This is a genomic window from Bradyrhizobium sp. USDA 10063 (genome assembly GCF_054063735.1).
The window spans coordinates 7,697,284-7,722,992 of sequence record NZ_JBSSGP010000002.1; the positions used below are offsets into that span (position 1 = coordinate 7,697,284).

The window sequence follows — 25,709 nt, forward strand, 5'->3', positions numbered from 1 at the left end:
GTTCTTAAGCATCTCTTGAGGTCAACCAATGTTCAAACGATCGGCCGTTCATTATGGCCGCACGCCAGAAGCCGTCACTCCCTATCAACGCGCGGCTCAAGTCTGGGATGACCGCATTGGCGCAGCGCGCTTGCAGGCCAAGAACTGGCGGCTGATGGCCTTTGGGTCTCTCTTTCTTTCTGCTGGTTTTGCCGGAGCTCTGGTCTGGCAATCCGCTCAGGGGACGATCACGCCTTGGGTGGTCGAGGTCGATCAACTGGGCGAAGCCAAGGCGGTTGCCCCGGCTAACGCCACCTATCAACCAACCGATCCGCAGATCGCATTTCACCTGGCCCGCTTCATCGAACATGTCCGCGGGCTGCCGATGGATGCCATCGTACTCCGGGAAAACTGGCTCCGTGCCTACGACTTCACCACGGACCGCGGTGCGGCGGCACTCAATGACTATGCCCGCAACAACGATCCGTTCGCCAAACTGGGCAAAACCCAAATTGCGATCGAGGTCTCAAGCGTCATTCGGGCCTCGCCTGAGAGTTTTCGCCTGGCATGGATCGAACGCCGCTACGACAACGGTCAGCTTGCTGCGACCGAACGGTGGAGCGCAATCCTTACCATCATCGTGGAAATGCCCCGAGATCTGGATCGCCTGCGCAAGAACCCGCTCGGCATTTACGTCAACGCTATCAACTGGTCGAAGGAGCTGGGCTAGCAATGCTGTCAGGTCTCGTTGTTGTGTCTCGAAGCGTCCGGCCGCGCCTGCCCTTGGCTGTTCTGATTTGTGTATCTACCCTTGGCGGTTGCACGACGTTCAAGCCGCCGCAAATCAGCTATGACAGCGAGCTCCCCCCGGCGCCAGATTTGCCGGCGCCTGCTGACGATCGTCTGCGGCCGCTGCATGTGCCGCCGGCCTGGAAGCCTGCACGCGGCGGCAAGAGCACGGAAGCCAAGGAGCCCATCGAGCGCATTGAAACCGCAAATGATGCTGCACGCGTGCAGCCTCGGAAAGCCGGCTACTACAACGCCATGCAGGTGTTTTCCTATAGTCCGGGGGCTCTCTACCAGATCTATGCCGCCCCCGGGCAGATCACCGACGTTGCCCTGGAGCCAGGGGAGCAACTGGTTGGCTCGGGACCGGTTGCCGCGGGTGATACCGTGCGCTGGGTGGTTGGCGACACCGAAAGCGGCAGCGGCGATACGCGCCGCGTTCACATCATGGTCAAGCCGACCCGCCCCTCGATCGAGACAAATCTCATCATCAATACCGATCGGCGGACTTACCTGATCGAGCTGCGCTCCCGCGAAAAGCCCTATATGCCCTCGGTTGCATGGTTCTATCCGCAGGATCGAGGCGTACGTCGTCGGGCTCTGCCGCCGGCACCCATCATTCCGGATCTGCCAGCGCGCCGCTACCGGTACGCTATCGAGGGCGACAGCCCGCCCTGGCGTCCCGTCAACGCCTATGACGACGGACGCAAGGTCTATATCGAGTTTTCGCCCGGCATTGGTCAGGGCGAGATGCCACCGCTGTTCGTGATCGGCCCCGAGGGCAAGACTGAGCTCGTCAACTACCGCGCCTACCGCAACATACTTATCGTCGACCGGCTGTTCGCGGCCGCGGAACTGAAGCTGGGCGAGGAGCACCAGCAGAAGGTCAGGATCATCAGAACCGACGGGAGGTCCCTGTGACCGATACCGGCCAGGCGAATGACAGACCCAACGATCCGCCTCGCGCGCAGCGGCCGGAGGATGTGACTGAGGCCCTGCGGCTCCGGCCAAATCGGCCGCAAGTGGTGCGCCTCTCGCGCAAGGTCCTTGCCGGCGGCAGCGCCCTTGTGTTCGTGCTCATCTCCGGTGCCGTGTTCTGGGCTCTGCAGGAAAAGCGATCGCGGCAACCCGCTCCAGAGGAGCTCTACGCGACCGATCACCACAATGTCGCCGATCAGATCGCGACCTTGCCGAAGGACTATACTGAGATCCCGAAGGACGTGCCGCGCCTTGGACCGCCTCTGCCCGGCGATCTCGGCCGGCCCATTGTCGCAGCACAAGGCTCGTCGACGCCAAGTACGCTCGGTATGGACGCGGAACAGCAGCGGGTCAATCAGGAGAGCGAGGCCGCGCGCGCCAGCAGGGTGTTTGCGAGCACCAATGTCCGGGCCTCAGCACCTGCCACGTCGTCGAGTAATGACCCTACAAACACAACGACATCGTCCGACGAAGCATTTGCTCAGAATGGGCAGGAACGGAAGCTCGCGTTCGTCAGCGCATCCGTCGATCGCCGGACGACCAGTTCCGATCGCCTGACAAGGCCAGCCTCGCCCTTTGTCGTCCAAGCCGGCACGGTCATTCCGGCTGCTCTTATCACGGGTATCCGCTCTGATCTGCCTGGGCAGATAACGGCGCAAGTAACAGAAGCGGTGTACGATTCCCCTACCGGGCGAGCTCGCCTGATCCCACAGGGAGCAAAACTCATCGGTACGTACGATAGCCAGGTCGCATTTGGTCAGTCGCGTGTGCTGCTGGTCTGGACCCGGCTGATCATGCCGAATGGGCGATCGATCGTTTTGGAGCGGCAGCCGGGTGCAGATGCGGCGGGCTACTCTGGCCTTGAGGACCAGGTCGACAACCACTGGAAGGAATTGCTGGGAGCCGCCGCGCTTTCCACCCTGCTCGCCGTCGGCACCGAGGTGAATTCTGGGGCGGACACCGGTAGCACCAACAGCGACCTCATTGCTGCGCTACGCCGTGGGGCAGGGGATTCGATCAATCAGACGGGCCAGCAGGTGGTCCGCCGCAATCTCAACATCCAGCCGACTTTGACGATCCGCCCGGGATTTCCGGTGCAGGTAATCGTCAATCGCGACCTGGTGCTCGAGCCCTATAGAGGATGAGGACGATGGCCAAGCTCAAGCTCGGAGCAATCGAAGACGATAAGCCGGTTAAGGTCACGCACGAATTGCCGGCGAGCATCCACCGGGATCTTGCCGCCTACGCCGAAATCCTCGCGCAGGAGACCGGACTGCCGATCCAGGATCCAGCCAAACTGATTGCTCCCATGTTGGCGCGGTTTATGGCAACGGACAGGAGCTTTCGAAAGGCGCGGCGGGCTCGTCATGTTGGCGGAGAAGGTGAGGGGTAGCGTTCGGAGAGCATCTTCAGGAAGGCATTCAGGGCGGGCTTTCGTTGTCGACCCGCCAATAGGCCGAGAACTCGAATCGGCTTGCGGCCGTGCCATCGCGCAGGTCCCGATAAGCCAGCCCGGCAAAATTGGCCCCGATATCCGATTGGAGTACCAGGCTGATACCTGCTCGAAAGCTTTGCTGGCTTGAAGGGTAGCCCGTCGTCGATGGAAATTGTGCATCTTAAGGCTCAAACAGGAAGGGCTTACCGCCCCGAATGCAGCGAAGCTGCGAATTGTACTCGCTTTCAACGCCTAGGTGTGATGAGTTGCATCATTGTTACCTCCCTGTTTTGTGTCGGGAGAGAGCAGACAAAAGGATGCAAAGCACCCTGTGCAAACGCACGGGGTGCGTGCCATTAGCGCTCGATTATTTTCGGCTTTTTGACTTAGCTAACAAGACGACGGCTTGACGAATCGTTCGAACGCCGAGTTTCGCCCGGGCATTGTCCAGATGAAAGGCAACAGTTCTTCGACTGATCCCGATAATCTTCCCGATTTCCCAGGCGGATTTGCCGCGAGAAGACCATTCGAGGCATTCGAGTTCACGAGGCGACAAACTCACGCCGCCGATACTGTTTTCGTCTACGAGCTTATGACGAATGCGCGAATGAAAGGACATCGCTGCCAGCTGCAGGACTCGACGATTCAAACTCACGCAGCGCCGGAACCGGCGACGTTGCCGGTCGCACGCGAAGGTTAGGGCAGCTACGGGACCATGGTCATCGTGAATTGGAACCGTAAACCCGAACCGGATTCCAAACTCGGAGGCTTCGTCGAGCAATGCCTGTTGTATCGAAGAATGAGCTGTCAATGATAACCCATTGCCCCATTCGAAGGGCTCAGGATCCCGTCGGGCGCGCACGATCACGGGATCAACATGCTCATACTGACTGCGCACGTAGTGCGCGATCCAGCCCGATGGGTACGTCGATATCACCAGTGGTCTTTTGCTCGGCCGCTGTAGCAATCCAATATAGGCGAAGCACGACAAATCGAGAGGCGTTGCAATTGCGGCAATCGCCTCCGAAAACGCGGCGGGATCCTCCGCGTAGGACAAACGATCGATGAAGCTTTGAAAAGCGCGATGCATCGTTCTCTTTGTCGGTTGTGAGCGACGGTCCAGAAAGCTAGCTGATCTCCGCTGCGCGCATCAATCTGCGTTGGGTTTGAATGCCGATCAACGATTCCCCTCGCGCTTGCTATTCACCACGAAAGCCCACCGGTCGGCCCGCCTGACGGGCTGCACGCTCGACGCATTGCATGTGTTCTCTCAGAAACAGTTCCTGCCGCGACCGTCCACGCAAGCCGAACCATCGGGCGGCTTAGCGTCGACCTCGACGAGAGTTCGGTGCGGCATGACCAAGCGTCCAGCTTAAGAGAGCAGATCTAGTCGTTCAAAGTCGGCTAAAGAAGCCGCCGGCCTTCGAAGCCGGCGGCCCAAGTCTGGGAGGGGCGCCCTCACGGGCTGCGAAGAGCACGAGGCTCTACCGCAATACACCGCCGATCGCTCGGCGGAATCGTACTAGAAGTCGGGTGCAACGCTTGCGCTCGTGCACTGGCCGCCAGTCAACTCAGTATAGCTAACTCAGAGGTCAATTTAAGTGCATGTTCACCGCAATGATGTATCAAATCGACTTTCAATGTCGATTGTGTCAGCGGCGCGCCACATTCGTACGGAACGTACGTTCATTTAAATTATCGCTCCTGCTCGCGGTTGACAGTGTTGCGCCGTGGAGAAGTACGAAGCCGGCGTGCAAGATCGACGGGCGCTGTCAGATGCACCCTCATTGCTAAACTCCACGCAATCCACGGCGGGACAAGCCAATCTTAAGGCAGAACTACTTTCGAGCATCCGGTCGTCGCCGCAGCGGCGGTGATCGCGATCCCCGCCGAAAAATGGAGCGAAAGGCCGCTCGCCTGCATCGTCCTCAAGCCCGGCAAGCAAGTGGAGACGAAGGAACTCGATCAGCACCTGGCGGGGCGCATGCAAACGTCAGGACCGTCGTCTGACGTGACATCCCCCGGGGGTCATCAGAATGGAGAAAGAAATTGGTATGAGAGCAAATGATCATTGTACACAATCGCTCCCCGACGCGTTCCATCGCGGATGCAAGATCCAGAGGAGATGTTGGAGACCGCTTCGCGCGGAACTGGGAGGTGGCGTTACCATTCACCAGATTAATGTGTTTGATCGTCAATGCAAAATCCGCACCTTGGCTGATAATGGGAGATCTCCGATGTTCGATGCCGCTACTGCCGCGCTGCTACGCGCCGTCCTCGACGAGGTCTGCGAGAGCCTTTCCCCGTATGACACCGGAACCCGCGCCCATGTCGCCTCGAAGATTCTAGAAGCCGCCACACGGGGTGAGACGACACCCGAGGTCCTGAAAGAGATCGGTCGCGAAGCCCTTTCGCAAGCCCCGACCATGTGGCGGTAGCGCGTTTGTCACTCAGGTGAATTTCCAAGTCACAGTCCTGAAGATCCTCGTGAGCTATTCGGATGGGTTCGCACCGATGGCGGACCTCAAGCGCGACATGGCCATTTTTGGCGACAAGCGGTCGGGAGTGGTCCGAGCGTACCAAGAGACTGGCTAGCCGTGTGCCGAACCTTATATTTTTTCGCAGGGTCTCATTGAACGTATCAATGGCGGCTGGCGCATCAGTGAAAAGGGGCGCGCCGTACTGGATTTATGGAAGCGCGTCCCATCCCTACAGAGATGATTGAAAACACAGAGGCGTGCGCTCCCGGGCAAGCTAAGCCCATAACCCCTCGATCAGTTGCCCAGCGGCATAGACGCCAGCAGCAACGTCGCGCCGTCAGCAAATGAAACGCTTTGCGGGAGGTTAGGCTTCACTCATGATGCCGATGCGATGGAGTGCCGCAGCTCGTATCGACTCTGTTAGCTCCATCGGGAAGCCTTTCGGAACCGTTTTTACAACTTGAGCGAAAGCCGCTTCAAACGCTTCTCCAAGAGACTGAAATATTGAATGGACGACAGCGGCCCCGACGCCGGAGATTTCGGCAGTCTGGATAAAGTGACGGGGCTGAATCTCGCTCATTCTGTAATGCCGGCTCTTGCCGACAGACATGGCGAGCTTGAACGCCTTGGTTTGAATCTGCTTTGCATCGAGGCTGGGTTGTGCGCTGAGGACGTCGTAGAGGGGCGTGAGGCGAAAACGGCCTCCAGGGCTCAAGAAAATGCTGAAGTTCTTGGCGTGCCCATCCGTCGCTCCAATAAGCCAAAAAGCAATTCCCGCGCGCATGAACACCGCAAGATCTTCGGTTGCAGTATCGCTGCCCTTAAGCAATTCCAAGATCTCCTTCATCCCGGGACCGCCGTCCGATTGATATTTTCTAGAAGGCGGGACGGACAAAGATTGACAACAATCTTCCTGCGGGACACGAAGCAGGCGCTTATCGCTGGTCCAACGCCGGTCAAAACGTTCTACGATCAGCGTTGGGCGCCGGCCAAAATCACCAAGCTCGACGTTCGCGGTCGGCACACCGAGAGCCGACAATAGTCTCAAGCAGAAATATTCGTTCTCGACACTGTTCGAAAGATCGCTGCCGTTTGGCAGTCTTCCAATTTGCGGTTTAAGAATGTGCGTCGTGGCTGTGGTGCCGACCGGCTTGTACCATCTCCCTTCTTGACGAAGCAGAGCCGTTTTCTCCTGCGCACCCGCAATTGAGATTCTGAATTCGTCATCCTCGCCAAGACCAAGCGGCGCCGTCGCGAGGTTCTGAATGATGTTACCCACATCGCCGGTACTAATTGGTTTGCCGTCGACCTTCCCGGCGGGGCCTGGGTCGATGCCTTCGGGCAAGAACTGGAGCGCACCGACGCAATCGTGGCCCAGCTTGGTGAGCATGCTGTAGGCATCTGTTCCGCTCGCCCCGACGCGTTCCGCCACGCGCCTGCGGATCGGTTCGCTATCGGGGAGTAGATTGTCGAACACGTTGATCACCGGTGCGCCGATATAGCGGTCTTCGCGGAGAGGCAGAGACAGTGAGATCGGAAAAGTCGAGTCCCAGGAGAGCCATTGCCGATCGTACCGGAAATCGATCGCACCGCTCGACTCGCGCCGAAGCACGCCGACCAGTCGTCCATTGACGAACACATTCAAGGGCGCATTTGATCGCGGACGGGCCATCAGAAGAGACTTTCGATGTCGGCAGGGCTCCCCTTGGTGCGGGGGCGGATGACCAGCTCAAGATCGAGCGCAGCGAGGGCTTCCATCAGCGTGCGCAGTTGGATTGCTGGCGCGCCCCCTTCCAGCCGGGAAATAGTTCCCTGTCGCAGGTGAATACGTTTGCCAAGGTCCGACTGCGTCAGTCTTTTATGCTTGCGCGCCCGGCGTAGAATGGCTCCGATCTGCTTTTCGGTGCGCGCGATCTGCTGTGTCATGTCTGACCCTCCGCCGGGCAATATACGCAAACGCGTATACTTAGTCAATATACGCAAAGCCGTATATTTGTGCGATATACGCATAGCCGTATAAAACCTTAGTATACGCGACCGCGCATAAGGGGTCCTGGAGATGCGAGGCCTCGAGCGAGCATGATGAGCCAGGTGGTCAGCAAATTCGTTGGAGAGAGCGCAAGAGGAATTCCCCGACGCAAACGCTGACGGCACGCAAGATCTAACGATTCGGGTTGCCCGCCACGGCTCAATCCTGTTGCTGGCTGGCTCAAGACCTGGGCAGACCAATGAACATTTCGGCCGCGGTGCCGCTGAAGTAGTTGTCAGCGCGAAAATCCGCATCACGCCTCTCATAAGGCGTGATGAATCTCTATTCCGATGGGTCTAATCAAACGGAAGCTCGATGCCTCCGAGATCGTCGATCGCTCCCTCTCAAGCGCGATAGTAAAGGGCGCAGGTTTGTGAATCCACCTCCGGCACTTCAAGGATTAAGATACCGTCGGCTTGAGCCTTCGCCTTCAGCGCAATTTTTGAGAACAGCGAGAGGAGATCCGAACATAGCTATTTTCTAACTTCCAGGTTGCTCGAGCCTCCATGATACCCCCGGAGGCTCGATTGTTTGGCGCAGTACTACCAATGGTCGGGCTGCACGCAGGATGAGGCTGTAACCGCGCGCTCCTCATGGTTACATGCCCATTTTGCAGACTGCCAAGTTTGTCTCGAAGAAATACGGCATCAGCCGCAAGGCTCAGGATCAATACGCCCTGCAGTCCCAACAGCGCACCGCGACAGCTCAAAAGCCGAGCGACTTGGCGCGGAAATCGCACCTCTTGCGACCACGATGGCGCTGGTGGACAAGGCGACAGGTCAGACGAGCTATAAGGAAGTTACTCTCACCAGGGATGAAGGAAATCGCCCGGATACGACGTTGGAGACTTTGCAAGGGCTCAAGCCCGTGGTCGAAGGCGGTGTGATCACCGCCGGCAACGTGAACCAACTTTCCGATAGGGCCTCCGCCTGCGTTGAGATGGAGCGCTCGCTCGCTGAGAAGCGCAGCATTGAGCCCTTAGGCATCTATCGCGGCATCGCAGTGGCCGGGTGTGCTCCAGAAGAAATGGGAATCGGTCCGATCTACGCCATTCCGAAGCGCTTGAAGCACCACGGGCTGAAGATTGGCTGTCAATCGGCGTTGGAATGGGACCCTTATCAGCATGCAAAGGGGCTCTGACGCAATTTTGCTGCAACTCCACTCTATTCTGTGCCAATTAGTCTTGCTTGAAGCCATCGATTTTGCCGCGGCCGTACATTTGCCGTCTGACGAGTTTGAGGCGGGTGATCTGCCCCTCGGTTGTCCGTTTGGACTAAGGCAAGGTGATCGCCGCCCAAACCGCCGCCCCATCATGCGTAACGCCGCGGGCGAATGAGGCAACGAGACTGGCAGGAGCCCACTCGATCCATGGTGACCGCTTGGCGGCAGCTCTGTGCCGGATCATCAAACGGAATTCGGCGCTAATCTCGCGTGCCTCGACTAGGGTCGGTACGCCAGCTTCGATTGCTACGACAGTGACTGTCTCTGCCTTCGAGAGCGTATCCCGTCCGATCGTCATGAGACGGGCGATCGTTCTGGCCGACGGGATCCGGTGAAGGTTTTCGACATCGGCCTTTTCGGCCCGCCGTCGGCGTGTTGCCCATTCTCCGACGACACGAAGAGAGCCTCGGAAGCCGCGCGCTTAGGCGCCGGCCAAAGCGCGGCGCCGTTTCGGCAGCCGGCGGCCCACTGATCGTCGAGCCAGCATTTATGGCATGGGCGTCCGCTCGGCTCGGGGCCTCAATAAGAAGAGGCTTCCGATCATGTTCAGGCCGCGCCGTCAGCGATCAGCGGCTCAAGATTTTGGCGGCCGCTTGATTGTCTTATCGCGATCGCATAATGAGTTGTTGTATGCGGCTACCTAGCTTCTGCTTCACGGAATGGAAATTGTACTTCGACATTGCCAATCCAAATTCTTGTGATACGAAACACTCTCATCATCAGAAGGAGCGATCGTGGCGAGAAAATCGAAGAAGGCAAAAGCGAAGAAGATTGTTCGTCGAGATTACACGAAAGCGGATGTCAAAGAACTGCGAGCGCACTCAAAAGCGAGGACACCCGTGGCGACAATCGCAAAGCTGATCAACCGTACTGAGGGCTCGCTGCGTCAGAAGGCACAAAAGCTAGGTATCAGATTGGGTCATCAGCGCTGAAACAAGGCGGTGTGGGGCATAGTTGCGCGCTTGCTTCCGTCTGCTCAAACTTGGATCGCATCAAGCTTTGACTCGGCAAATCTTCAAGCAAGCATTTGATCATTCTGGTTTCCGAGTCGCGGCAACTAAATTGCTTCTCTATGTGGTCGAGTGTAAACGCTACGCTCCAGACCGACCGGTAGGGTCGGCGGGGTTCGTGCTCTGCACAGGGCCGCACACCATGAGCGGGCCAATGCTGCCATCGTTATGACAGCCTCATTCTTCACCAAGCCCGCCCAGGTGTTTGCGCGCGCACTACGGTCCTTGAACGCCACCATTTCGAGCTGAGGGGCTGGCTTGTGAATTCCGATGCTCAGCAATCGAACCGTATAGTTCCCTTAGTGATCGGCCCGGCCATGCCGATTTGCGCCACTCTGATTCGTTTGTTGAGAATAATGGAGCCGAGTCAGATGGAGAACGCTACTGGTTGAGTGACTTGAAGCAAGCCTGAATGTCGTCCTGGACCTTTCGGGTTTGAGTGCTGAGCGCCTTCGCGCGGTTTGCCACGGGGTGTTTATCTATTCATTTCCGTAGGCGCGGAAGTTTTCGTTTGCAGGAACCGCAACGCCGGTACTTGGATTACAACCTAACTGAAGTGGCTGCACTGTTGAACAAACTTGTCCATAACGGCCCACCGATTGTGCTATCTGTTTCAGAAAGTGCAGATACCTTGTTTCGGACCGTCTTGAGGTAGGACTCCAAAGGCCTGACGATCTGAACCGGAACGCCCTTGTAAATGGACTTTGAGACTTATCACATCCAGCTCTGAAAGGACGGTCGCAATGCTGACGGAAATCTTCTCCCGGACCCGCGACCGACACGGCAAGTTCAGGTAGTGCGAATAACTGTTCTGGCTTACCCAATCTTTGAAGGCGGAAAAGCGAGGGTGCTTCCGCTTGTTCTCGGGCTGGCGATCAAACCACTGCGTCGTGAGCGCTCGGATGGCGGGCTCTGATTCGGACGTATTCATAGCCACATGTTAGCAAAAAGCCATCCGAAGAGGGCTGAGGTTCGGCGCCGCGATGCGGCGAAAAGGCGCCGAAACTCAGGACTTTGGCTGCGGCTCGGCGGTTGAGTCGATTTTGCAACTGCTCCGACTGCTCTCAATGCAGTTGGTCGATGTGAATACGCCACGGGTCGGAACGGTGATATCGCTGCGGCTTTGCCGCTCGATGCTGTCGACGTCCGTTTTCGCCGCACCGCCGTTAAGTTCTTTCCCTGATGTGAGCAGGTGCCTCGTCGACCGCCAGGGGCATGTTGTGCTGAACGAGCTGTACAGCATCCTTGGTGCGCTCAAGGCGAGGATCGCGTTCGCCCACTTCTGCGTCGAGATTCGATCGTTTTGATCCGCCCACTGCTGACACGCGCTCGGTTGGGCTTTTGCCGTTAACCGTTGATCCCTCTTACTAGCAATTTGGCTCAGTTGTCTCTTAAGATTGCAATGCAGGATGTTTCCACGGGACGACTGGATCGAAAAGGTGCGTCCGCGACCGAATTCGCATATGTACGAAGCCCTGGGCGTAGCTCCCACTACAGAGCGGGCCTGTTTGAAGCAACATGCGCCATCAGCCTCAGCTGGTCGCGAATCAACGACGGGTTCAACGTGGGTCGCTCCAGCAAAGCGCGCGTTGCCAGCAGGGCAGCGAAGCGAAAGAATTCTTCATCGCGGGCTCCTATCTCTTCCTCGTCGCCGCTGGGCATGGTGGCCCTCCATCTGCTCGGGCAATGGAGGAAGTCTGGCCGCAAAGGCGTCGTTTTTCTTGCTGAGAACGAGAATAGGGCCGAGCGGCTGGGTGCCGCCATTCATGCCCTCGACCCCTCGTGCGATGTGCTTGTTTTTCCGAGGCTGAATACGCTGCCGTTCGACCAGCTGGAGCCATCGCACGAAATCGCGGGTAGACGAAGCTCAGTCTTGAGGCGCCTTGCCAAGCCTAAAAAGCCGATCCTGCTCGTGTCCACTGCAGAGGCCGTAATGGAGCGCCTGCCCGTGCCGGCGAGTTGGTCCCGCGTAGTCCTCCGCCTCAAGGTAGGCGCAGCGTTTTTCGAACAAGAGCTCCGGACGCGGCTTGACGCGCTTGGATACGACCTCGATGAAGAGGCAGGCTATCCCGGCAGCGCGCTGTTTCACGGTAAGACATTCGAGATTTTTCCCGCCGGCGCACTCGGTCCGTTCAGAGTAGAGCATTCCGATCGGACGATATTTCGGATCGTGGCGTTCGACCCGATGGAACATGACATCGTTTTTGAGACCGAAGAGCTTTTCATCGACCCGATGTCAGAGCGGCAGCTGTTCGGGAGTAAACGCGGAAAGCGCTCGACTTTGTTTGACTATTGTGGTCGGGCCAAGTGGATCGCGGATGCAGGGGTTGCAGCGCACGCCGATAGCTGGCTGAGCACGATCGAGGAGGCGGCCGGTCGCTCGGACAGAGAGCGCGAGTACCTTGGCAGGCGCGAATGGAAGCAGGCGACCAGGCGTATGAAGGTGCTGTCTCAGAAGGCACCTTTCACTGCGACGCCGGATTTTTCGAAGGTCGCCTCGCCGAGGAAGGCTCTCCGCGCTTTTATCGACGAGGCGCGACTCGCTGGTTCGCGCCTCATTTTGGTTGCAGCGCACGAGGAAGACCTGCGCGCCATGGAGCGGATGAGCGGAGTTAAGGCGGAGCGCTTTCCTGACTGGAGCGAGGCCACGACCGGACGCAGTCGCGAAGCCGCGCTTCTGGCCGATTTCGATAGCGGTTTTGTCGAGCCTGGCCGGAAGCCTTTTGTCGTCGTAACGGCCACCGACGTGCTGGGGAGCAGGGCTCATCATCCGCAGCCCATGGCCAGGGTTTGGAATGCCGCTTTTGACCGCGCGGACGTACCGGAACTAGGTGCAGTCGTCATTCATCTGCAGCGAGGACTGGCTTCGCTCCATGGATTGCAGACCGTGGCAACGGGGGGCCTGTCGTCGCGCGAAATGATCAGGCTCGCATTTGCGGAAGACGATGCGGTTCTCGTTCCGCCCGCCGACTTGGCTCTGATCTGGCCATACGCGTCGGAGCTCGGCGGGCTGACGCTGGACAAAGCCGATGGAAGTACATGGTGGGCCCGGCGCAGTGAGGCGGAGCATGAAATTCAAACCGCCGGAAAGCGGCTCACCAAGCACATCAGCCAGCGTCGCCGCCGGCGGGCTCCGAAACTTGTGCCTCCGGGGCCCCCGTATGAGCGGTTCGTCGCGCGGTTTCCGTATTTTGCGACGGTCGATCAAGCGAAAGCCATTCGAAACGTCCTGGATGATCTTGCGTCCGGCCGCCCCATGGACAGGGTCATTTGCGGGGACGTCGGCTTCGGCAAGACCGAGGTAGCTTTGCGCGCGGCGGCTGCAGTCGTGCTATCAGGTAAGCAGGTAGCGATCGCGGTACCGACGACCGTTTTGGCAAGGCAGCATGTCGCGACCTTCCGTAAACGTTTTGGCCCGTTCGGTATCGAAATCGGAAACTTGTCGCGAGCAGCTTCGGCCTCGAAGACAAGGGAGGCGAAGGAGGGGCTGAAGAGCGGAAAATTGAAGATTGTGGTCGGAACGCAGGCTCTCGCCGCGAAGGACGTCAAGTTCGCCGATCTTGGCTTGGTCATCATCGACGAGGAACAGCATTTTGGTGCGGCAGAGAAGGCGAAGCTTTCAGAGCTCGCTAAGGGTATTCATACTCTTTGGATGAGTGCCACGCCAATTCCGAGGACTCTCGCCGCAGGTCTGGCGGGTTTCAGGGATCTCAGCGTCATTGCATCTCCGCCGGTTCACCGACTTCCGATCGTCACCAAGATCGCTCCGCTTTCGGATGCTGCTATCGCCGCGGCGTTACTGCGCGAACAAAGGCGCCACGGTCAAAGCTTCCTTATCTGTCCACGCATTCAGGATATCGATCCGATGCTGGCGCGAGTTCAATCGCTGGCTCCGGATCTCCGCATCGTCTGTCTCCATGGCAAGTTGCCCGTTGACGAAATAGACGACCGAATGATGAGCTTCGTCGAAGGCGAGGCAGACGTTCTGCTGGCGACCAACATTGTGGAGAGCGGTCTCGATATCCCGCGTGCGAATACGATCGTGGTCTGTTGGCCCGACAGGTTCGGTCTTGCGCAGCTCCATCAGCTTAGGGGAAGGGTGGGCCGCGGCGGGATACGCGCGTTTGCGTACTTGCTGACCGACTCTGACTCGGAGCGATCCGAGAAGCGGTTAGCTGTTCTCGAAGAGTTCAGCAGACCTGGCGCTGGTTTCGCCATCAGCGCGCGCGATCTCGACCTCAGAGGAGCCGGTGACCTGCTTTCGGAGCGCCAGTCAGGCCATGTGCAGGTGTTTGGACCCGTGCTCTACAGTCACCTTCTGAAATTGGCCTCTGAAAGAGTCGACGACAGGACAGCCGCCCTGTGGGTGCCCGATCTAAATCTCCCGATCGCGGACATGTTGCCGATGAACTACGTGCAATCGGGGCCGGTCCGTTTGGAAATCTACGCCCGCGCCGCCAGATGCCGAAGCGAAGACGAGCTGGACGACCTGGAGGAGGAGACCTCACGTCGCTTCGGCAAATTGCCGCCGGTCGCTCGCGATTTCTTTGCCGTAGCAAGGCTCAGGATCGACTGCAGGCGAAGAGGAATCGTAAAGCTCGATGTCGGACCGGAGGCCATTGCGGCGACATTCCTGCCGGGACGACTGCGGAAGTCCAGGAGGCGATCGCTGCAACGCGACGGCGATCGGGTCGTGTATATCAGCAAGGGACGAGAGGATCCACTTGGAACGGTTGAGGAGTTCCTCGACGCTCTGGACGAGTGATCGTGGCCAAGGCTATTGACCGACTTTTCGGCTACATGACCTCGATGTCGGGCATTTGCGGGTATGTCTGCTCTCAACTGTACAGTAGCACTGCGCACTGTCGCCGCTTAGCGGAAAGCAAGGTTGGAGAGTTATTCACAGACTTGCAAAGGAAACATGAGGTTGAGCGGCTGCGAGCGATTGAGCATTCGCTTGGGCCTCCACCGTGCAGGGGAGTTGTTGCGATGGGTTCAAAAATCGAGGTACGCGGAGTGGAAGGAAGATAGGCGGCGCCGTGAATCGATTGACGCGATAGATATCATCTGAGAATTCAGACTGCGACGAAGAGAAAATGATTGAACTCGTCGAATTTTGGAGGAGCTGCGATTTAAGTCAACCCCCATACGTTCACCACGCCGACCGATCATACATTGATGAAGCTAGGAATGTTAGTAAAGTCATCGTCGAAGCCATCGCGCATTCGTCGAGCACCCTACCTTTGTTGACGAGAACGACAGTTCGCTTCACCTCGGGCTCTTGCCCGTTCCGTTTCAGGGCAATCTATCGATGGCGGATATTTTCGTCATCATGCTCAATCCCGGCCTCGGTCTGAGTGATTACCAGACCGAGGAATAAAGCACGCCGAGCGGGGTCCGCTTGATCATAACGCAGGGCGCTCGACTGCTTGGCATCTATGACAGCCAGATCGCGTTTGGGCAGTCGCGCGTGCTCCTGGTCTGGATCAGGCTCATCATGTCGAATGGGCGTTCCATCGTGTTGCAGCGACAGCTCGGCGCGGACGCCGCGAGATACTCTGGCCTTGAGGACCAGGTCGATAACCATTGGAAAGAGTTGTTGGGGGCGGCCGCGCTTTCGACGTTACTCGCCGTCGGGACTGAAGTGAATTCGGGGGCGGACGCTAGTAACACCGACAGCGACATCATTTAGATGCTGTGGCGTGGCGCTGGAGACTCGCTAAATCAGACCGGCCTGGCAGGTTGTTCGCCGCAATCTCAACATCCAGCCAACGTTGACAATCCGGCCGGGATTTCCGGTAAGAGTGATCGTCAATCGCGGCCGGTGCTCGAGCCCCACAGGGGCTAAGGACGATGGCTCAGCTTAAGCTCGGCGCGATCGCGGACGACAAGCCCACCAAACTGACGCTTGAGCTGCCGGCCAGCGTGCACCGCGACCTCCTCGCTTATGCCGAAATCCTCGCCCAGGAGACCGGACAGCCGATCAACGATCCGGCCAAACTGATGGTCCCGATGGTGGCGCGGTTCATGGCACCGGACAGGAGCTTCTTGAGGGCGCGCCGCGCGCGTCATCGCGCGAGGCGCGGCGAGGGGTAGCGCTCCGCAAGCATCGTCAGGAACGCGTTCAAGGCCGGACTTGCGTTGTTGGCCCGCCAATAGGCCGAAAACGCGAACCGGCTTGGGCCGCTGTCATCGCGCAGGTCCCGATAGACCAAGCCGGCAAAATTGGCCCCGAGATCGGATTCGAGCACCAGGCTGACACCCGCCTGCATGCTGATCAGGCTCTTGATGATGCCGCGGCTGACGTCGTGGCGCTCGATCTTGGGACGATCGTCAGGTGCGACGAGCTTCGAAACCAACAACTCTTCGAACTCGCGCCCGGGATCGTAATGGCTGAGCAGCACCGTCTCGCCGCGGAGGTCGGTCCAGCAGATGCTCTCGCGCGCCGCGAGCGGATGGTCCTGAGGTAAGACCACGACCACCCGCTCGCTCCACAGCGCCAAGCGCTCGCAGTCCACGAGCGGCAGGCTGCCGGTGACGATCGCGCCATGCGCGCGTCGGTGACGGTGACGATGTCGGGCGACGTATTCGCCGTCGACCAGCGGAATGCACCACATGTCCTTGCGCCAAGGCTTGAGGCCATTTTCGGCCAGGCGCCGCCGAACCGTCTCGTGCGACAGGCTCGGTGAGCTTGACCATCGCACCTGCCAGCAGCTTTACCGTCCAGCGGGCACGGCCCTTTGGCGGACTGGCGCAGGCTGTCGCCACCAGCAAGGCTTCTTCCGGTGAGTTTGCGCTCCGCTCCGGAACGCGGCTCCTCGCTCAGCGCCCGCTCCAGATTACCCTCCACAAAGCGCCGCCGGGTCCGGTACACGGTCGAGCCGCCCACGCCGACGCTCCTCGCGATCTCCTCGTCGCTGGCTCTGCCATCGGCGGCCAGCAAAATCTGCTTGCGGGACGCATGCTTGCCGCCGCTGAGCAGCGCCCTGAGTTCGGTGCGCTCGATTTGGCTGAGTTCGACCCGATAGCGTACATTCATGGCGTGCCTCCTCGTTCGAGGCACGCACGAACAACTGAATCGGATGGCCGGCGTGAGTCCTACGGCAAAAACCTTCACGCCCAAGCAGAGGCAGTATCTGGCTTTTATCCACCTCCATACCCCCGCTGGATCGCAGGCCCCCGGCCGAAGCCGATATGGAATATTTCCGCATCAGCCCCCCGTCGGTTCACCAGATGGTGCTGACGCTGGAACGAGCTGGCCTCATCAGAAGGCAGAAGGACGCCTCGCAGCATCGAGGTCCTCGTTGATCCGAAACACCTGCCGGAGCCAATCTGACGGCCAAACGCAACCCGTCAAATCAGTGTGCAGAGCCACTAGAGATAGCTCGTGGTGGGTTGACTTCAGCGACAATGATACGGGGTACGGACGGGAGCAGTTGAAGCCATTGCCACCTCCATGCCATCGTCGTCCGCGACGTACAGGACCCGGAAGGAGTAGAGCGCGATCGGCCCTTTGTTCACGCTCGGCGGATTGCTTACCTTACCGCAGGTGATGGTTGTATTTTGAGATGATCCAATATCTTCGAGCCTTCGCTGAACGACTTCGACCAGAATTTCTCCGCGAAGTCTAGGTGGCACTTCAGTAGCTCAGAGGGATTTTTGGCCTCGGCAACGCTATTCAGAAAATTGGCCTGATCGTGCAGAGAAGAAGCAGCCAATCTGAATCCGTCCTTTAGTGCCGTAACGAACAGGTTTCTTGTCGCTTCGATTGATTTTTGCCATTCCGGAAACGTAAATGAAATGCTCGATGTAGCCGCCGCCGATTCTCCAACGCCATCGGCAGCGCCACCTGCTCCAGAGGCTGATGCCTGAGCCAGCTCGGGCCCTGGACGTGCCCGCCGTTCGCGTTTCTCGTCTTCGGCTGTGGTCGCGGGCATTCGACATCTCCTAGGGTTCGCTGATCAGTTCCGATCGTCAACCTTCAGAAGGTACCACAACCTCAAACGTGTCATACCTACCTCATTTGGTACCGCCTGATCGCAAGGAAAAAGCACGACGTCCACCGGACGATACAGCGAGAGCACGACATACCAGCAAATTGCGCATTCTTGTGCGCGCCATTTGTCGGAATGCTCACCCGCTCCCGGCCCAGAGGCTGAGAACCGCGGCAATCGCGTTGAGGATGGGCGCCGGCTGCGCGTAGAGATAGAAAAGATCTCCCGGAATGAGACTTTGGAATGAGCTGTGCGTACAGCGCCGCCATGAATTCGAAGGCGCGCGCGTCCGGTGTTCCTCACAACCGCCGCCGGATTTCGATCAGCTCCTCATCGGGGATGTCACAGAATAGCTTGCAGGACGCGAAGTCGTCAGCCGCATTGCGCCCGTAAAGGTTCAGAACGAGCGCCTGATTTGCGGCAGACATCGTCGACTCCTCTCGATCTGGCGTGATAGGCTGACCTCGGAAGGAATAAGGCTGATGCATGAACGCAGAACTCTCTCGAAACGGTTGAAAGCCGCACTCCAGAACAAAAAAGTGCAAGACAACGCGAAACGGCAAGCCTCGGAATCTGCTGCGGCGGAAGCCGCTAAAAAGGATCGCCTCAAGCAGGAACCAAAACAGTTCTGGAGCGAGGCCAAAGGCGGTATCAGCGGGGGGCCGTCGTCAGCGTCAACGTATCGATCAACGAGCACGGCATCGAATATCTCTTGAGCTTCGAAAATGAGGTCGCCCCGGCGACCGGCAGCACATTAATCACCCTGACACGAGATGAGAAGCCAGCGAGAGATGACCCGAAACTGCACATAGGCGTTAACGCCTGCGGCAAAGGTCACGTGCGCTATCCCAGCTCCACCGGGGCAATCGAGTTCGATCGGTTCACGACCATACAGGATAAATACGCCGAATTCCTCGTCGTGCTCATTGAGCGGCTTTACGAATCGAAATGATGATGGTGGGCTTCGCCGGGTATTGAACCGATACATGCACCGTTATGAGCGGCCGGCTCTATGCTCGCGCGCCACGCCTTCATGACCTAGGACAGTAGCGACGCTTCTGCAGGCAGCACGCTTGCCGGTCGACTATGCCCGGACGGTCACTTCAAATTCCCCCGGGAGCGGTCGGTTAAAATCCCCCACCTGTGAAGCAGGATACGGATGGATTGTTAGTTTGACTTTGTTTCGCGGGCAAGGGTTTCGGCGGCCTGCTTGAGACGATAGCTGCGACCATCGAACTCGAGCAGATGGCAATGGTGCATCAGGCGGGAGGATCGTCGTGCTCATGGTGTTGTCGCCGAGGTATGTTCCAGTCCTGTACGACCCGATTGGAGGTGACCATGACGCTGCGGCGCAATTTATAGCGCTGATGGATCAGGGTCTGCAGCAGTGCGCCGGCGTCGTCGAGAATGGTGCAGAGAGGAACAAATCGTCCAGTACGAGGAGATCGCAGTCGATGATGTTGCGCAGCCGGACCTCGCGCTGCGCGACGGGGCTCAGGGCGTAGCGATGGAAGAAGTCATCGGTCTCGATATACTGGACTTTGTGTCCCTGCAGGATCGCCTGATAGGCAATCGCCTTGGCGATGTGCGACTCCCCGGTGCCGGGTTGCCAACGAGCAGTGCGTTCTCGCCGGCGGCCATGAACGCCAACGTGTGGAGCTGGAAGGAGGTCTGGCGCGGCAGTCTTGGATTGAACGACCAGTCGAACTCGGCGAGCGTCAGCTTTTCGTCGAGCCCGGATTGCTGGTAACGGCGCTCGATGAGGCGGGACTGACGACGATCCTGGCGCCAGAGCTGGCCGGGGTTGCGCAGGCGACACGAGCGCGGATTGCGGTGGTGTCAGAGCTAGTGGGATCAAAGCGGATGTCCTCGCCGTCAACCACCAGAAGTAAGAAGGCGTAGAACTGTAGCCATCGTCGTACTTGCGGGAGCGCATGCGTTCGAAGTCCAACCGACCTTGTCGGCTATCACGCAGCCCCGGTTGTCGGTTTGAGACAATTCAGTACAAGGGCGCTACGTCGATTCAACCCTTTTGAAGATACTTGTATCGAGCGCTTGCAGAAGCGCCGCAATTTCAGTTCGGCACGCTGCTTGCTTCATTGGAAGAACATCACCGAGCAATCGGTGATGTAGGGGCGGCCCCAGCGCATGATGCCCGGCGCTGGGCCGCCTCTTATACTCTCTGAGCGCGACCGGCACGAGCCGTCATGAAATCGCATGTTGGGACGGGTGCCACTGCGGTCGCATTTTCTCACTTGAGAGCATCCGCTGCGACCCTAAACGGCAATCAGATTTCAAATTGTTAGGAGTAGCTCTATGAGAGAAACGGAAGCTCCTTCGAAGGCGACTCCCGAATGGCTCAAATCACTCAGCGAGATGCCAATCAAGTTATTCGTATGGACATCAAAGTTGCTGCCGCCAACGGATCTCCCGAACGGGGGACGCGGGTATCCCTCGGCAGCAAGCAAGCGGCTCCGGCCCGCCGGTCCCTCCGAAGCCGCGGCACCGGAGCCGTCCCCTTCTCCTGGCCGCACGAAAGCACGGCAACTCGCCGCGTCAAGCCGACATAAATCTCGCAAAGCACGGGACCAGCATCCTTTCGGCCGTCTGCATTTCAGCCAGACCTCCAGCTCGCGCCGATCGCGGAAAGCGGCGCTCAATGCTCCCGAATCACAAACGCAGGAACGGACTGGAAGCGACACGGCGCCTCTCGTGGCTACCGCTCCGCCGCTCAACGCCCCAGCCCCAGCGGTGGAGCGGATAGTCGCTTGGCCGATCCAGAAAGCTCACCGGGAGCATGCGGTGGGCAAAGAGTACACCATGATACGCTCATTTGTGCTATTGCTCTTTGCCGTCGTATCGCTGCCGGCTCACGCGCAGTTATCAGCCCCGTCTATATGGGTGAACCAAAGAGGCTCGGTTCTTTCGATCCAAACGCTGGACGCATTGACAGGCAATTTCACAGGAACGTATGTGAATAACGCGGCTGGATTTTCTTGCCGAGGACAGCCTTACGCTATGGCGGGTAAGGTCGCGACGAGCAAAATAGATTTCTACGTCAATTGGACATCACCCACAGCGCCGAACTGCAGAACAATCACGATCTGGAATGGCCGTATAGCCGGTGACACAATTCCAACGCGCTGGAAGCTGTACTATGTAGGGTCGGACTGGAACTTCCACAGAATGATCGGCGGGGACCTCTTTACGAAGAGGTAGACCAACAGCGAACCGGCACTATGATGGCGGGGGCTTAAGGCGCGTTGGCTGGCCCGTGACAGCTCGGTTGCCTTCGATCTTCTTCAGCAATAGTTTGCGTAGGAACGCCGGTTCGGCAATTTGAATTTCCTTGCCATCATGCAGTCTGCCGATCGCGGCAAACAGCTTGCGAATATCATACGTCGAGTTGAACACCTCCGGTACACCGCGTTCGATTGGGAGAAGTGTGTAGGCAGCCTCCATCGCCGTGCGAACCGAATATTCGGTCGTGAAGACACAATCTCGCTCGGCTGATTCCGCGAATTGCCCGATGAAGGCGAAATTGACGGCCCCCTTAGGCACAACATCTGGCCGGTCACCCGCCCGCCGCGGCATGAAAAGAGAGGTGACGTAGGGCATCATCACCGGCACCGTGTTTGCACCCGTCGCGGCGAGTTCCGGTACGTCCTCAACAGGCACACCGAGGTGATAGAGCCATTCCTGCGTGATCTCCTCGCCTGTGCAGGCTTGCATCGGTTTCTTCGCGAAATCGCCGGCTTTGTAGACGAAGAGGCCATAGAGCCAGACGACGATCTGGTCGCTGGGCTGGTGCTTGAAGTGCGGCTGGCGGTTTACAGTCCAACTAAGCAGCCAGCTCGAATCTTTCGCGGTAACGATCCCTCCCGTGACGACCTTGCCACTGAACGGATCGCGTTTGGCGACCTTGCCGATATAATTCGGAATGCGCGCGTCCAGGGTCGTGACCGCCGATTCCCATTTGGTTGCAGGAATATTGCCGCCGAACACGTCGGGGCGGCCGAAGGCGACGTCCTTGGCCGCAATACGCCGCCACAGATCCCAGGCGGGCGCCGGGCCTTCGTGGAGCCCGGCAGGCGTGTGATGGTCGCCGTTGTCCGAATTTTCGGTCAGCGACCCGATCGTCATGAATACAAGATCGTCGGTGCCGAGATCGACTCCGCCCGCGACGCCCCCCTCCAGCCAATGGATGCGTGTGGCCTGCTTGCATCCGGGCTGTATCTCGAAATCGACATCGCTGACTTCGACCCCGTAGCGGAAGGCGACGGCTTGCTCCTCCAGCCATTTGCACAGCGGCAGAACGAGCGATTCATACTGGTTGTATTTGGTGAACTTCAGCGCGCTGAGATCCGGCAGACCGTTGATATGATGGATGAACCGATGCAGATAAAGCTTCATCTCCAGGGCGGTATGCCATTTCTCAAAGGCGAACATCGTCCGCCAATAGAGCCAGAAGTTGCTGTTGAAGAATTCCGTCCCGAACACTTCGTCGATGCGCTTGTTCTCCATCTCCTCACGGGAGGCAAGAAAGATGGCGATCAATTCCCTCTGCGCCTTTTCGCTCAACTTGAAGAGGCCATCAGTGTGTGCATCCCGTCCCCGGTTCACCGTCGCCCGCTGCAACGAGTAGTTCGGATCATCCTTGTTCAACCAGTAGAACTCGTCGAGCACGCTGGCGCCCTCGATTTCCAGCGACGGGATTGACCGGAACAGATCCCATAGACACTCGAAATGATCCTCCATCTCGCGGCCGCCTCGGATCACGAAGCCCCTTTCCGGGTCTTGACTACCGTCCAACGCCCCGCCCGGCAGGTTCAGTCGCTCCAGGATGGTGATCCGGTCACCGCGCATATGCCCGTCGCGGATCAGGAAGGCCGCGCCGGAAAGCGCCGCCAGACCCGAACCGACGAACCACGCTGTTTTGTTGTCCACACCTTCGGGTTTGCGCGGGCGGGCAAAAGCTTCGTAATTTCCGCTGCTGTAATACATGGCAACATCCTATCCGATTGGCTTGGACAATCAGTTGGTGTTCATCAAAAGATGTTCTCCAGCGCCTGCCATTTGTGCGGGAAGCCGGTCGTCAGACCGCCATCGATGACGATCTCGGAACCGGTAAGGTAACTGGATTCGTCGCTGAGCAGGAACAAGACGGCCTGTGACACTTCCTGCGGCTCGGCTGCCCGCCCGAGTGGAATGGGGAAAAGGGAGGAATCGAAGTTCTCGGTCATTGGGGTGGCGACGAAGCCGGGATGGATTGAGTTGACGCGGACGCCCGAGGCCGCAGCCTCGAGCGCAGCGGACTTGGTTATGCCCCGCGCGCCGAACTTGGAAGCGACATAGGCGTGGAGCCCAGCACTACCCCGCAGCCCCTCGACCGACGAGATGTTGACGATCAAACCTCCACCCGCTCGGCGCATGGCCGGCAGGGCCGCCCGCATTCCGAGGAATACACCGGTCAGATTGACGGCAAGGGTTTTATTCCACTAATCGAGCGGGAACTGCTCGATCGGGGCAATGCTGGCGATGCCGGCGTTGTTGACCAAGCCGTGCAGCGCGCCGAAGCGGCTCTCCGCGCTCGCGATCGCGTTGCACCACTCCTCCGGCTCGGAGACGTCCTGACGAACATAGAGGGCGGACGTGCCAAGTTGAGCCGCGAGCGCCTCTCCTTCTGTGTGACGAACATCAGTGATTACGACTTTCGCCCCCTCAGCTACCAAAAGGCGCGCATGAGCGGCACCCATCCCGCGAGCCCCGCCGGTCACCAGAATGACTTTTTCGTTCACACGACTCTTGACATGATCCTTGCTCGTCTGTTGATCAACGGCGGTTCTTCCAAGCATCGAAGCGGACGTGGGGTCATGCTGGCCCTTGTAAAAGCGTGAGACCGGACGAGGAACGTCGAGCAAGCCGAACACGGCGGTCTGCGCCACGCGCAGGGAGTATTTGTAGGGCACCATCGCCATCACGACGCGCGAGCTGTCGAGAATGTGCGGAATGCTCTCTGACTCGCAGCCGACGGGTCGCCCTCGTTGATGAGATAGGCCGCTGCCGCCAGGCCGGCGATGCCGGTTCCAACCAAATAGGTGTTGCGCGGAGCCGCCTGCTCTGTGGATCAAGGGGGACAAGCGGGACGCAGAGCACATGAGGTTCTCCGGCGTCTGGCAATTGGAATATTGAGGCTGTGCAATTGGCGCGCCGAAAACCTGATCGCGAGAAAGCTCCCGTGACTGCTCCCTGCACAACCAGCCTCGCGCCGGAAGCCCTCCGGAACTCAACCGCGACTGATGTCCGTCGCCATTGCGTTTCTGACTATGAGCAGCGTTGATCTGGATCGATCGAGCAAGTCATACTCAATGGTCATGCTTGCGAGAACAGGTGCGAGCCCTGCTGGAAGGAAGGCAATACTATCTCCTTGCGCGCCGAGCCGGCGGAATGGGTGCGCCGCCGTATCGGATGTCGGACATCAATGTCCTCAATCGGGCAAACGAGTAGACAACAAGTCAAGACGGAAGGGACGGAAGTTGCCGGTCGTCTCTCGTGCCGAACGCGACATCTGTACAGATTAGATTATTTCCGTCACCTGCAAACTCTTGTAGTTGACCGGCGCTACGTTCTCCGGGCCGAATCGCTTTCAAGCCTACCCTCCCAGTCACGAGCACAATCAAGACTGCAAAGGAGAACTAAAGCGATGTCGCCACTACGAGCAATTGCCAGTTGGCTGGAATCACAAGACTTGGACGTGCAACTCGAGTTCGCGGCATTCGCGACTGTGTCGATTTTCGGGGACAGTGACGTTCTCACGCTTGGCGGGCCGGAGCAGCTCGAAACTCTTCAGCGATGGTTGACTGAGCCGGAATTGGCATCACACACGGCCGCAAGCCGTGCTCTGAACTTCCGAGTCTCCTTCGAGTACTTTGCCGCGGGTAGAATTACGGGCGCCGGATGGAAACGAACCGAAGAGCTGTTGCGCAAAACTATGGAAGAGGCTAAGCGCGACGGGAAGTTCGCGGCTGCGCGCAAGGCGCAAAGGAAGCTTCAGCTTTTGCCCGCCCGAAAAGAGAATTGGCATCGTGTCGCGAAATCCTGGAATGGATTTGCTGCAACTTACCTAACCCGCAAGGCCCTCACTAATTGGAGCGCCGCCGTGAATCGCCGGGGCCTGAAGGTCATTTCAAGTGCCGGCTGTCCTCCATTGGTGCCCTCGTTCGCCACATCGCGGACACCCTTAGTTCTGATAGCCCCCCGCGATTCCACAGTTGGCTATGGGCAGAACCCGTTAAATGTAATGCTTCTGCATTGACAATACGATCCTGATTCGTTTTTGGAAGGGGCAACAATCGTGCGGAAAAATTTGTTTTGGCTGAGCGACGAACAGAGGAGCCGGATCGAATCGTTCATGTGTTGAAAAGCTGCCGCTGGTGCGATTGCCCGCCCGAGTATGGTCCTCCGACGACGATCTACAATCGGTTTGTGCGCTGGGCGCGGCGCGGGGTCTGGAAAACCTGTTCCGAGAGCTTGCCGGCCAAGGACGCACTACGGAGACGCGAATGATTGACTCCACGCACGTCAAGGCGCATCGCTCGGCAGCGGGCGGAAAAAGGGGGAGCACAAGGTCTCTTCACTCTCCCTGCATAAGTTACCGCTGGCGTGGTCCGCAGTGCCGCGCGCACGCGAAGAGCCGTTGGTGAGGCGCGCAAAGCGCTGCTGGCTCATGCGCGGCCTAAGGTTCTGGCGCTCAACATGGCTGGTCGATCGCCGGAATCTTTTTACCACAGGGGCTTA

Annotated in this window: 23 protein-coding genes and 9 pseudogenes; 19 read left to right on the forward strand and 13 right to left on the reverse strand. The window is 58.6% G+C overall.

Features of this window, described 5'->3' with window-relative positions:
* The first annotated feature begins 28 nt into the window (after positions 1–28).
* From trbF to ACVJGD_RS38160, 4 genes are read left to right on the forward strand one after another with little or no spacing between them, the layout of a single operon-like run.
* Positions 29–709 (forward strand): conjugal transfer protein TrbF, encoded by a 681-nt coding sequence (gene trbF, locus ACVJGD_RS38145; protein ID WP_456639030.1) that lies wholly within the window; start codon positions 29–31, stop codon positions 707–709.
* A gap of 2 nt (positions 710–711) precedes the next feature.
* Positions 712–1,686, forward strand: coding sequence for a P-type conjugative transfer protein TrbG (gene trbG / locus ACVJGD_RS38150; protein ID WP_456639031.1), 975 nt, complete (start codon positions 712–714; stop codon positions 1,684–1,686).
* Positions 1,683–2,888 (forward strand): TrbI/VirB10 family protein, encoded by a 1,206-nt coding sequence (locus ACVJGD_RS38155; protein ID WP_456639032.1) that lies wholly within the window; start codon positions 1,683–1,685, stop codon positions 2,886–2,888. Before trbG ends, ACVJGD_RS38155 begins: the two co-directional genes overlap by 4 nt.
* Before the next feature lie 5 nt (positions 2,889–2,893).
* Positions 2,894–3,136, forward strand: coding sequence for a DUF2274 domain-containing protein (locus tag ACVJGD_RS38160; protein WP_456639033.1), 243 nt, complete (start codon positions 2,894–2,896; stop codon positions 3,134–3,136).
* 409 nt (positions 3,137–3,545) lie between these two features.
* On the opposite strand, the gene ACVJGD_RS38165 is transcribed toward ACVJGD_RS38160, so the two are convergent.
* Positions 3,546–4,268 carry a LuxR family transcriptional regulator gene (locus ACVJGD_RS38165; protein WP_456639034.1) on the reverse strand — a complete coding sequence of 241 codons (723 nt, stop codon included), beginning with the start codon at positions 4,266–4,268 and terminating at the stop codon, positions 3,546–3,548.
* Positions 4,269–5,036: 768 nt separating this feature from the next.
* Here ACVJGD_RS38165 and ACVJGD_RS38170 point away from each other — a divergent pair.
* The 3 genes and pseudogenes from ACVJGD_RS38170 to ACVJGD_RS38180 all read left to right on the forward strand — a co-directional run.
* Positions 5,037–5,246 (forward strand): annotated as a pseudogene (locus ACVJGD_RS38170) (AMP-binding enzyme); the annotation flags it as partial.
* Positions 5,247–5,415: 169 nt separating this feature from the next.
* Positions 5,416–5,616, forward strand: a complete 201-nt coding sequence (locus ACVJGD_RS38175; protein ID WP_456639035.1) for a hypothetical protein — start codon at positions 5,416–5,418, stop codon at positions 5,614–5,616.
* A 16-nt stretch (positions 5,617–5,632) separates the two neighbouring features.
* A pseudogene (locus tag ACVJGD_RS38180) lies at positions 5,633–6,006 on the forward strand (hypothetical protein).
* Between the two features lie 16 nt (positions 6,007–6,022).
* On the opposite strand, the gene ACVJGD_RS38185 reads toward ACVJGD_RS38180, so the two are convergent.
* Complete coding sequence (locus ACVJGD_RS38185) at positions 6,023–7,330, reverse strand: type II toxin-antitoxin system HipA family toxin (protein WP_456639036.1); 1,308 nt, start codon at positions 7,328–7,330, stop codon at positions 6,023–6,025.
* Positions 7,330–7,584 (reverse strand): helix-turn-helix domain-containing protein, encoded by a 255-nt coding sequence (locus ACVJGD_RS38190; RefSeq protein ID WP_456639037.1) that lies wholly within the window; start codon positions 7,582–7,584, stop codon positions 7,330–7,332. The genes ACVJGD_RS38185 and ACVJGD_RS38190 overlap by 1 nt, the downstream gene beginning before the upstream one ends.
* Before the next feature lie 634 nt (positions 7,585–8,218).
* On the opposite strand from ACVJGD_RS38190, the gene ACVJGD_RS38195 reads away from it, so the two are divergent.
* The gene (locus ACVJGD_RS38195) at positions 8,219–8,827 is read left to right on the forward strand and encodes a thiolase family protein (RefSeq protein WP_456639038.1); all 609 of its coding nucleotides are present in this window, start codon (positions 8,219–8,221) and stop codon (positions 8,825–8,827) included.
* Positions 8,828–8,850: 23 nt separating this feature from the next.
* On the opposite strand, the pseudogene ACVJGD_RS38200 reads toward ACVJGD_RS38195, so the two are convergent.
* Positions 8,851–9,391 (reverse strand): annotated as a pseudogene (locus ACVJGD_RS38200) (ISL3 family transposase); the annotation flags it as partial.
* A 251-nt stretch (positions 9,392–9,642) separates the two neighbouring features.
* On the opposite strand from ACVJGD_RS38200, the gene ACVJGD_RS38205 reads away from it, so the two are divergent.
* The 3 genes and pseudogenes from ACVJGD_RS38205 to ACVJGD_RS38215 all read left to right on the forward strand — a co-directional run bounded on the left by ACVJGD_RS38205 (position 9,643) and on the right by ACVJGD_RS38215 (position 11,225).
* A complete protein-coding gene (locus ACVJGD_RS38205; protein ID WP_456639039.1) occupies positions 9,643–9,840 on the forward strand; it encodes a hypothetical protein in 198 nt (65 codons plus the stop codon).
* A gap of 195 nt (positions 9,841–10,035) precedes the next feature.
* Positions 10,036–10,167: pseudogene (locus ACVJGD_RS38210) on the forward strand (restriction endonuclease); the annotation flags it as partial.
* Positions 10,168–10,901: 734 nt separating this feature from the next.
* The gene (locus tag ACVJGD_RS38215; RefSeq protein WP_456639040.1) at positions 10,902–11,225 is read left to right on the forward strand and encodes a hypothetical protein; all 324 of its coding nucleotides are present in this window, start codon (positions 10,902–10,904) and stop codon (positions 11,223–11,225) included.
* A gap of 184 nt (positions 11,226–11,409) precedes the next feature.
* On the opposite strand, the gene ACVJGD_RS38220 is transcribed toward ACVJGD_RS38215, so the two are convergent.
* Complete coding sequence (locus ACVJGD_RS38220) at positions 11,410–11,580, reverse strand: hypothetical protein (RefSeq protein WP_456639041.1); 171 nt, start codon at positions 11,578–11,580, stop codon at positions 11,410–11,412.
* Here ACVJGD_RS38220 and ACVJGD_RS38225 point away from each other — a divergent pair.
* The 3 genes and pseudogenes from ACVJGD_RS38225 to ACVJGD_RS38235 all read left to right on the forward strand — a co-directional run bounded on the left by ACVJGD_RS38225 (position 11,579) and on the right by ACVJGD_RS38235 (position 16,014).
* Positions 11,579–14,683 (forward strand): DEAD/DEAH box helicase, encoded by a 3,105-nt coding sequence (locus tag ACVJGD_RS38225; RefSeq protein ID WP_456639042.1) that lies wholly within the window; start codon positions 11,579–11,581, stop codon positions 14,681–14,683. The two genes, ACVJGD_RS38220 and ACVJGD_RS38225, sit on opposite strands and share 2 nt — an antisense overlap.
* Positions 14,684–15,301: 618 nt before the next feature.
* Positions 15,302–15,785, forward strand: a pseudogene (locus tag ACVJGD_RS38230) (TrbI/VirB10 family protein); the annotation flags it as partial.
* The gene (locus ACVJGD_RS38235) at positions 15,772–16,014 is read left to right on the forward strand and encodes a DUF2274 domain-containing protein (protein ID WP_456639043.1); all 243 of its coding nucleotides are present in this window, start codon (positions 15,772–15,774) and stop codon (positions 16,012–16,014) included. The pseudogene ACVJGD_RS38230 and the gene ACVJGD_RS38235, both read left to right, overlap by 14 nt.
* On the opposite strand, the gene ACVJGD_RS38240 is transcribed toward ACVJGD_RS38235, so the two are convergent.
* The 4 genes and pseudogenes from ACVJGD_RS38240 to ACVJGD_RS38255 all read right to left on the reverse strand — a co-directional run bounded on the left by ACVJGD_RS38240 (position 15,987) and on the right by ACVJGD_RS38255 (position 18,340).
* Positions 15,987–16,520 (reverse strand): LysR family substrate-binding domain-containing protein, encoded by a 534-nt coding sequence (locus tag ACVJGD_RS38240; protein ID WP_456640503.1) that lies wholly within the window; start codon positions 16,518–16,520, stop codon positions 15,987–15,989. The genes ACVJGD_RS38235 and ACVJGD_RS38240 overlap by 28 nt on opposite strands.
* Positions 16,494–16,957 (reverse strand): annotated as a pseudogene (locus ACVJGD_RS38245) (helix-turn-helix domain-containing protein); the annotation flags it as partial. The gene ACVJGD_RS38240 and the pseudogene ACVJGD_RS38245, both read right to left, overlap by 27 nt.
* Positions 16,958–17,453: 496 nt before the next feature.
* The gene (locus tag ACVJGD_RS38250) at positions 17,454–17,855 is read right to left on the reverse strand and encodes a hypothetical protein (RefSeq protein WP_456639044.1); all 402 of its coding nucleotides are present in this window, start codon (positions 17,853–17,855) and stop codon (positions 17,454–17,456) included.
* A gap of 356 nt (positions 17,856–18,211) precedes the next feature.
* Positions 18,212–18,340 carry a hypothetical protein gene (locus ACVJGD_RS38255; protein ID WP_456639045.1) on the reverse strand — a complete coding sequence of 43 codons (129 nt, stop codon included), beginning with the start codon at positions 18,338–18,340 and terminating at the stop codon, positions 18,212–18,214.
* 54 nt (positions 18,341–18,394) lie between these two features.
* Here ACVJGD_RS38255 and ACVJGD_RS38260 point away from each other — a divergent pair, with 54 nt between their 5' ends.
* Positions 18,395–18,628: a hypothetical protein gene (locus tag ACVJGD_RS38260; RefSeq protein WP_456639046.1), complete on the forward strand. Its 234-nt coding sequence runs from the start codon at positions 18,395–18,397 to the stop codon at positions 18,626–18,628.
* On the forward strand, positions 18,625–18,864 hold the full coding sequence (locus ACVJGD_RS38265; RefSeq protein WP_456639047.1) for a hypothetical protein: 240 nt from the start codon (positions 18,625–18,627) through the stop codon (positions 18,862–18,864). The genes ACVJGD_RS38260 and ACVJGD_RS38265 overlap by 4 nt, the downstream gene beginning before the upstream one ends.
* 215 nt (positions 18,865–19,079) lie before the next feature.
* Here the strand turns inward: ACVJGD_RS38265 and ACVJGD_RS38270 are convergent.
* Positions 19,080–19,694: pseudogene (locus ACVJGD_RS38270) on the reverse strand (ATP-binding protein); the annotation flags it as partial.
* A gap of 1,038 nt (positions 19,695–20,732) precedes the next feature.
* Between ACVJGD_RS38270 and ACVJGD_RS38275 the strand changes: the two are divergent.
* Positions 20,733–21,131, forward strand: a complete 399-nt coding sequence (locus ACVJGD_RS38275; RefSeq protein WP_456640504.1) for an avidin/streptavidin family protein — start codon at positions 20,733–20,735, stop codon at positions 21,129–21,131.
* Positions 21,132–21,149: 18 nt separating this feature from the next.
* Here the strand turns inward: ACVJGD_RS38275 and ACVJGD_RS38280 are convergent, their stop codons facing one another.
* The 3 genes and pseudogenes from ACVJGD_RS38280 to ACVJGD_RS38290 form a co-directional block, all read right to left on the reverse strand.
* Entirely contained in the window at positions 21,150–22,916 is a 1,767-nt protein-coding gene (locus tag ACVJGD_RS38280; protein ID WP_456639048.1) for an oleate hydratase, read from the reverse strand.
* 44 nt (positions 22,917–22,960) lie between these two features.
* Positions 22,961–23,890, reverse strand: a pseudogene (locus tag ACVJGD_RS38285) (glucose 1-dehydrogenase).
* On the reverse strand, positions 23,890–24,006 hold the full coding sequence (locus tag ACVJGD_RS38290) for a hypothetical protein (RefSeq protein ID WP_456639049.1): 117 nt from the start codon (positions 24,004–24,006) through the stop codon (positions 23,890–23,892). The pseudogene ACVJGD_RS38285 and the gene ACVJGD_RS38290 overlap by 1 nt, the downstream one beginning before the upstream one ends.
* A gap of 660 nt (positions 24,007–24,666) precedes the next feature.
* On the opposite strand from ACVJGD_RS38290, the gene ACVJGD_RS38295 reads away from it, so the two are divergent.
* Positions 24,667–25,227, forward strand: a complete 561-nt coding sequence (locus ACVJGD_RS38295) for a hypothetical protein (protein ID WP_456640505.1) — start codon at positions 24,667–24,669, stop codon at positions 25,225–25,227.
* A gap of 89 nt (positions 25,228–25,316) precedes the next feature.
* Positions 25,317–25,531, forward strand: a pseudogene (locus tag ACVJGD_RS38300) (transposase); the annotation flags it as partial.
* Between the last annotated feature and the right edge of the window lie 178 nt (positions 25,532–25,709).

Excerpts from the sequence above, each read along its gene's own strand:
- ACVJGD_RS38220 (WP_456639041.1), bottom strand. The coding sequence starts at position 11,580 with ATGCCCAGCGGCGACGAGGAAGAGATAGGAGCCCGCGATGAAGAATTC.
- trbF (WP_456639030.1), top strand. The coding sequence starts at position 29 with ATGTTCAAACGATCGGCCGTTCATTATGGCCGCACGCCAGAAGCCGTC.
- ACVJGD_RS38190 (WP_456639037.1), bottom strand. The coding sequence starts at position 7,584 with ATGACACAGCAGATCGCGCGCACCGAAAAGCAGATCGGAGCCATTCTA.
- ACVJGD_RS38175 (WP_456639035.1), top strand. The coding sequence starts at position 5,416 with ATGTTCGATGCCGCTACTGCCGCGCTGCTACGCGCCGTCCTCGACGAG.
- trbG (WP_456639031.1), top strand. The coding sequence starts at position 712 with ATGCTGTCAGGTCTCGTTGTTGTGTCTCGAAGCGTCCGGCCGCGCCTG.
- ACVJGD_RS38215 (WP_456639040.1), top strand. The coding sequence starts at position 10,902 with ATGCGGCGAAAAGGCGCCGAAACTCAGGACTTTGGCTGCGGCTCGGCG.
- ACVJGD_RS38280 (WP_456639048.1), bottom strand. The coding sequence starts at position 22,916 with ATGTATTACAGCAGCGGAAATTACGAAGCTTTTGCCCGCCCGCGCAAA.
- ACVJGD_RS38160 (WP_456639033.1), top strand. The coding sequence starts at position 2,894 with ATGGCCAAGCTCAAGCTCGGAGCAATCGAAGACGATAAGCCGGTTAAG.
- ACVJGD_RS38250 (WP_456639044.1), bottom strand. The coding sequence starts at position 17,855 with ATGCCCGCGACCACAGCCGAAGACGAGAAACGCGAACGGCGGGCACGT.
- ACVJGD_RS38225 (WP_456639042.1), top strand. The coding sequence starts at position 11,579 with ATGGTGGCCCTCCATCTGCTCGGGCAATGGAGGAAGTCTGGCCGCAAA.
- ACVJGD_RS38185 (WP_456639036.1), bottom strand. The coding sequence starts at position 7,330 with ATGGCCCGTCCGCGATCAAATGCGCCCTTGAATGTGTTCGTCAATGGA.
- ACVJGD_RS38235 (WP_456639043.1), top strand. The coding sequence starts at position 15,772 with ATGGCTCAGCTTAAGCTCGGCGCGATCGCGGACGACAAGCCCACCAAA.
- ACVJGD_RS38255 (WP_456639045.1), bottom strand. The coding sequence starts at position 18,340 with ATGTCTGCCGCAAATCAGGCGCTCGTTCTGAACCTTTACGGGCGCAAT.
- ACVJGD_RS38165 (WP_456639034.1), bottom strand. The coding sequence starts at position 4,268 with ATGCATCGCGCTTTTCAAAGCTTCATCGATCGTTTGTCCTACGCGGAG.
- ACVJGD_RS38275 (WP_456640504.1), top strand. The coding sequence starts at position 20,733 with ATGATACGCTCATTTGTGCTATTGCTCTTTGCCGTCGTATCGCTGCCG.
- ACVJGD_RS38260 (WP_456639046.1), top strand. The coding sequence starts at position 18,395 with ATGCATGAACGCAGAACTCTCTCGAAACGGTTGAAAGCCGCACTCCAG.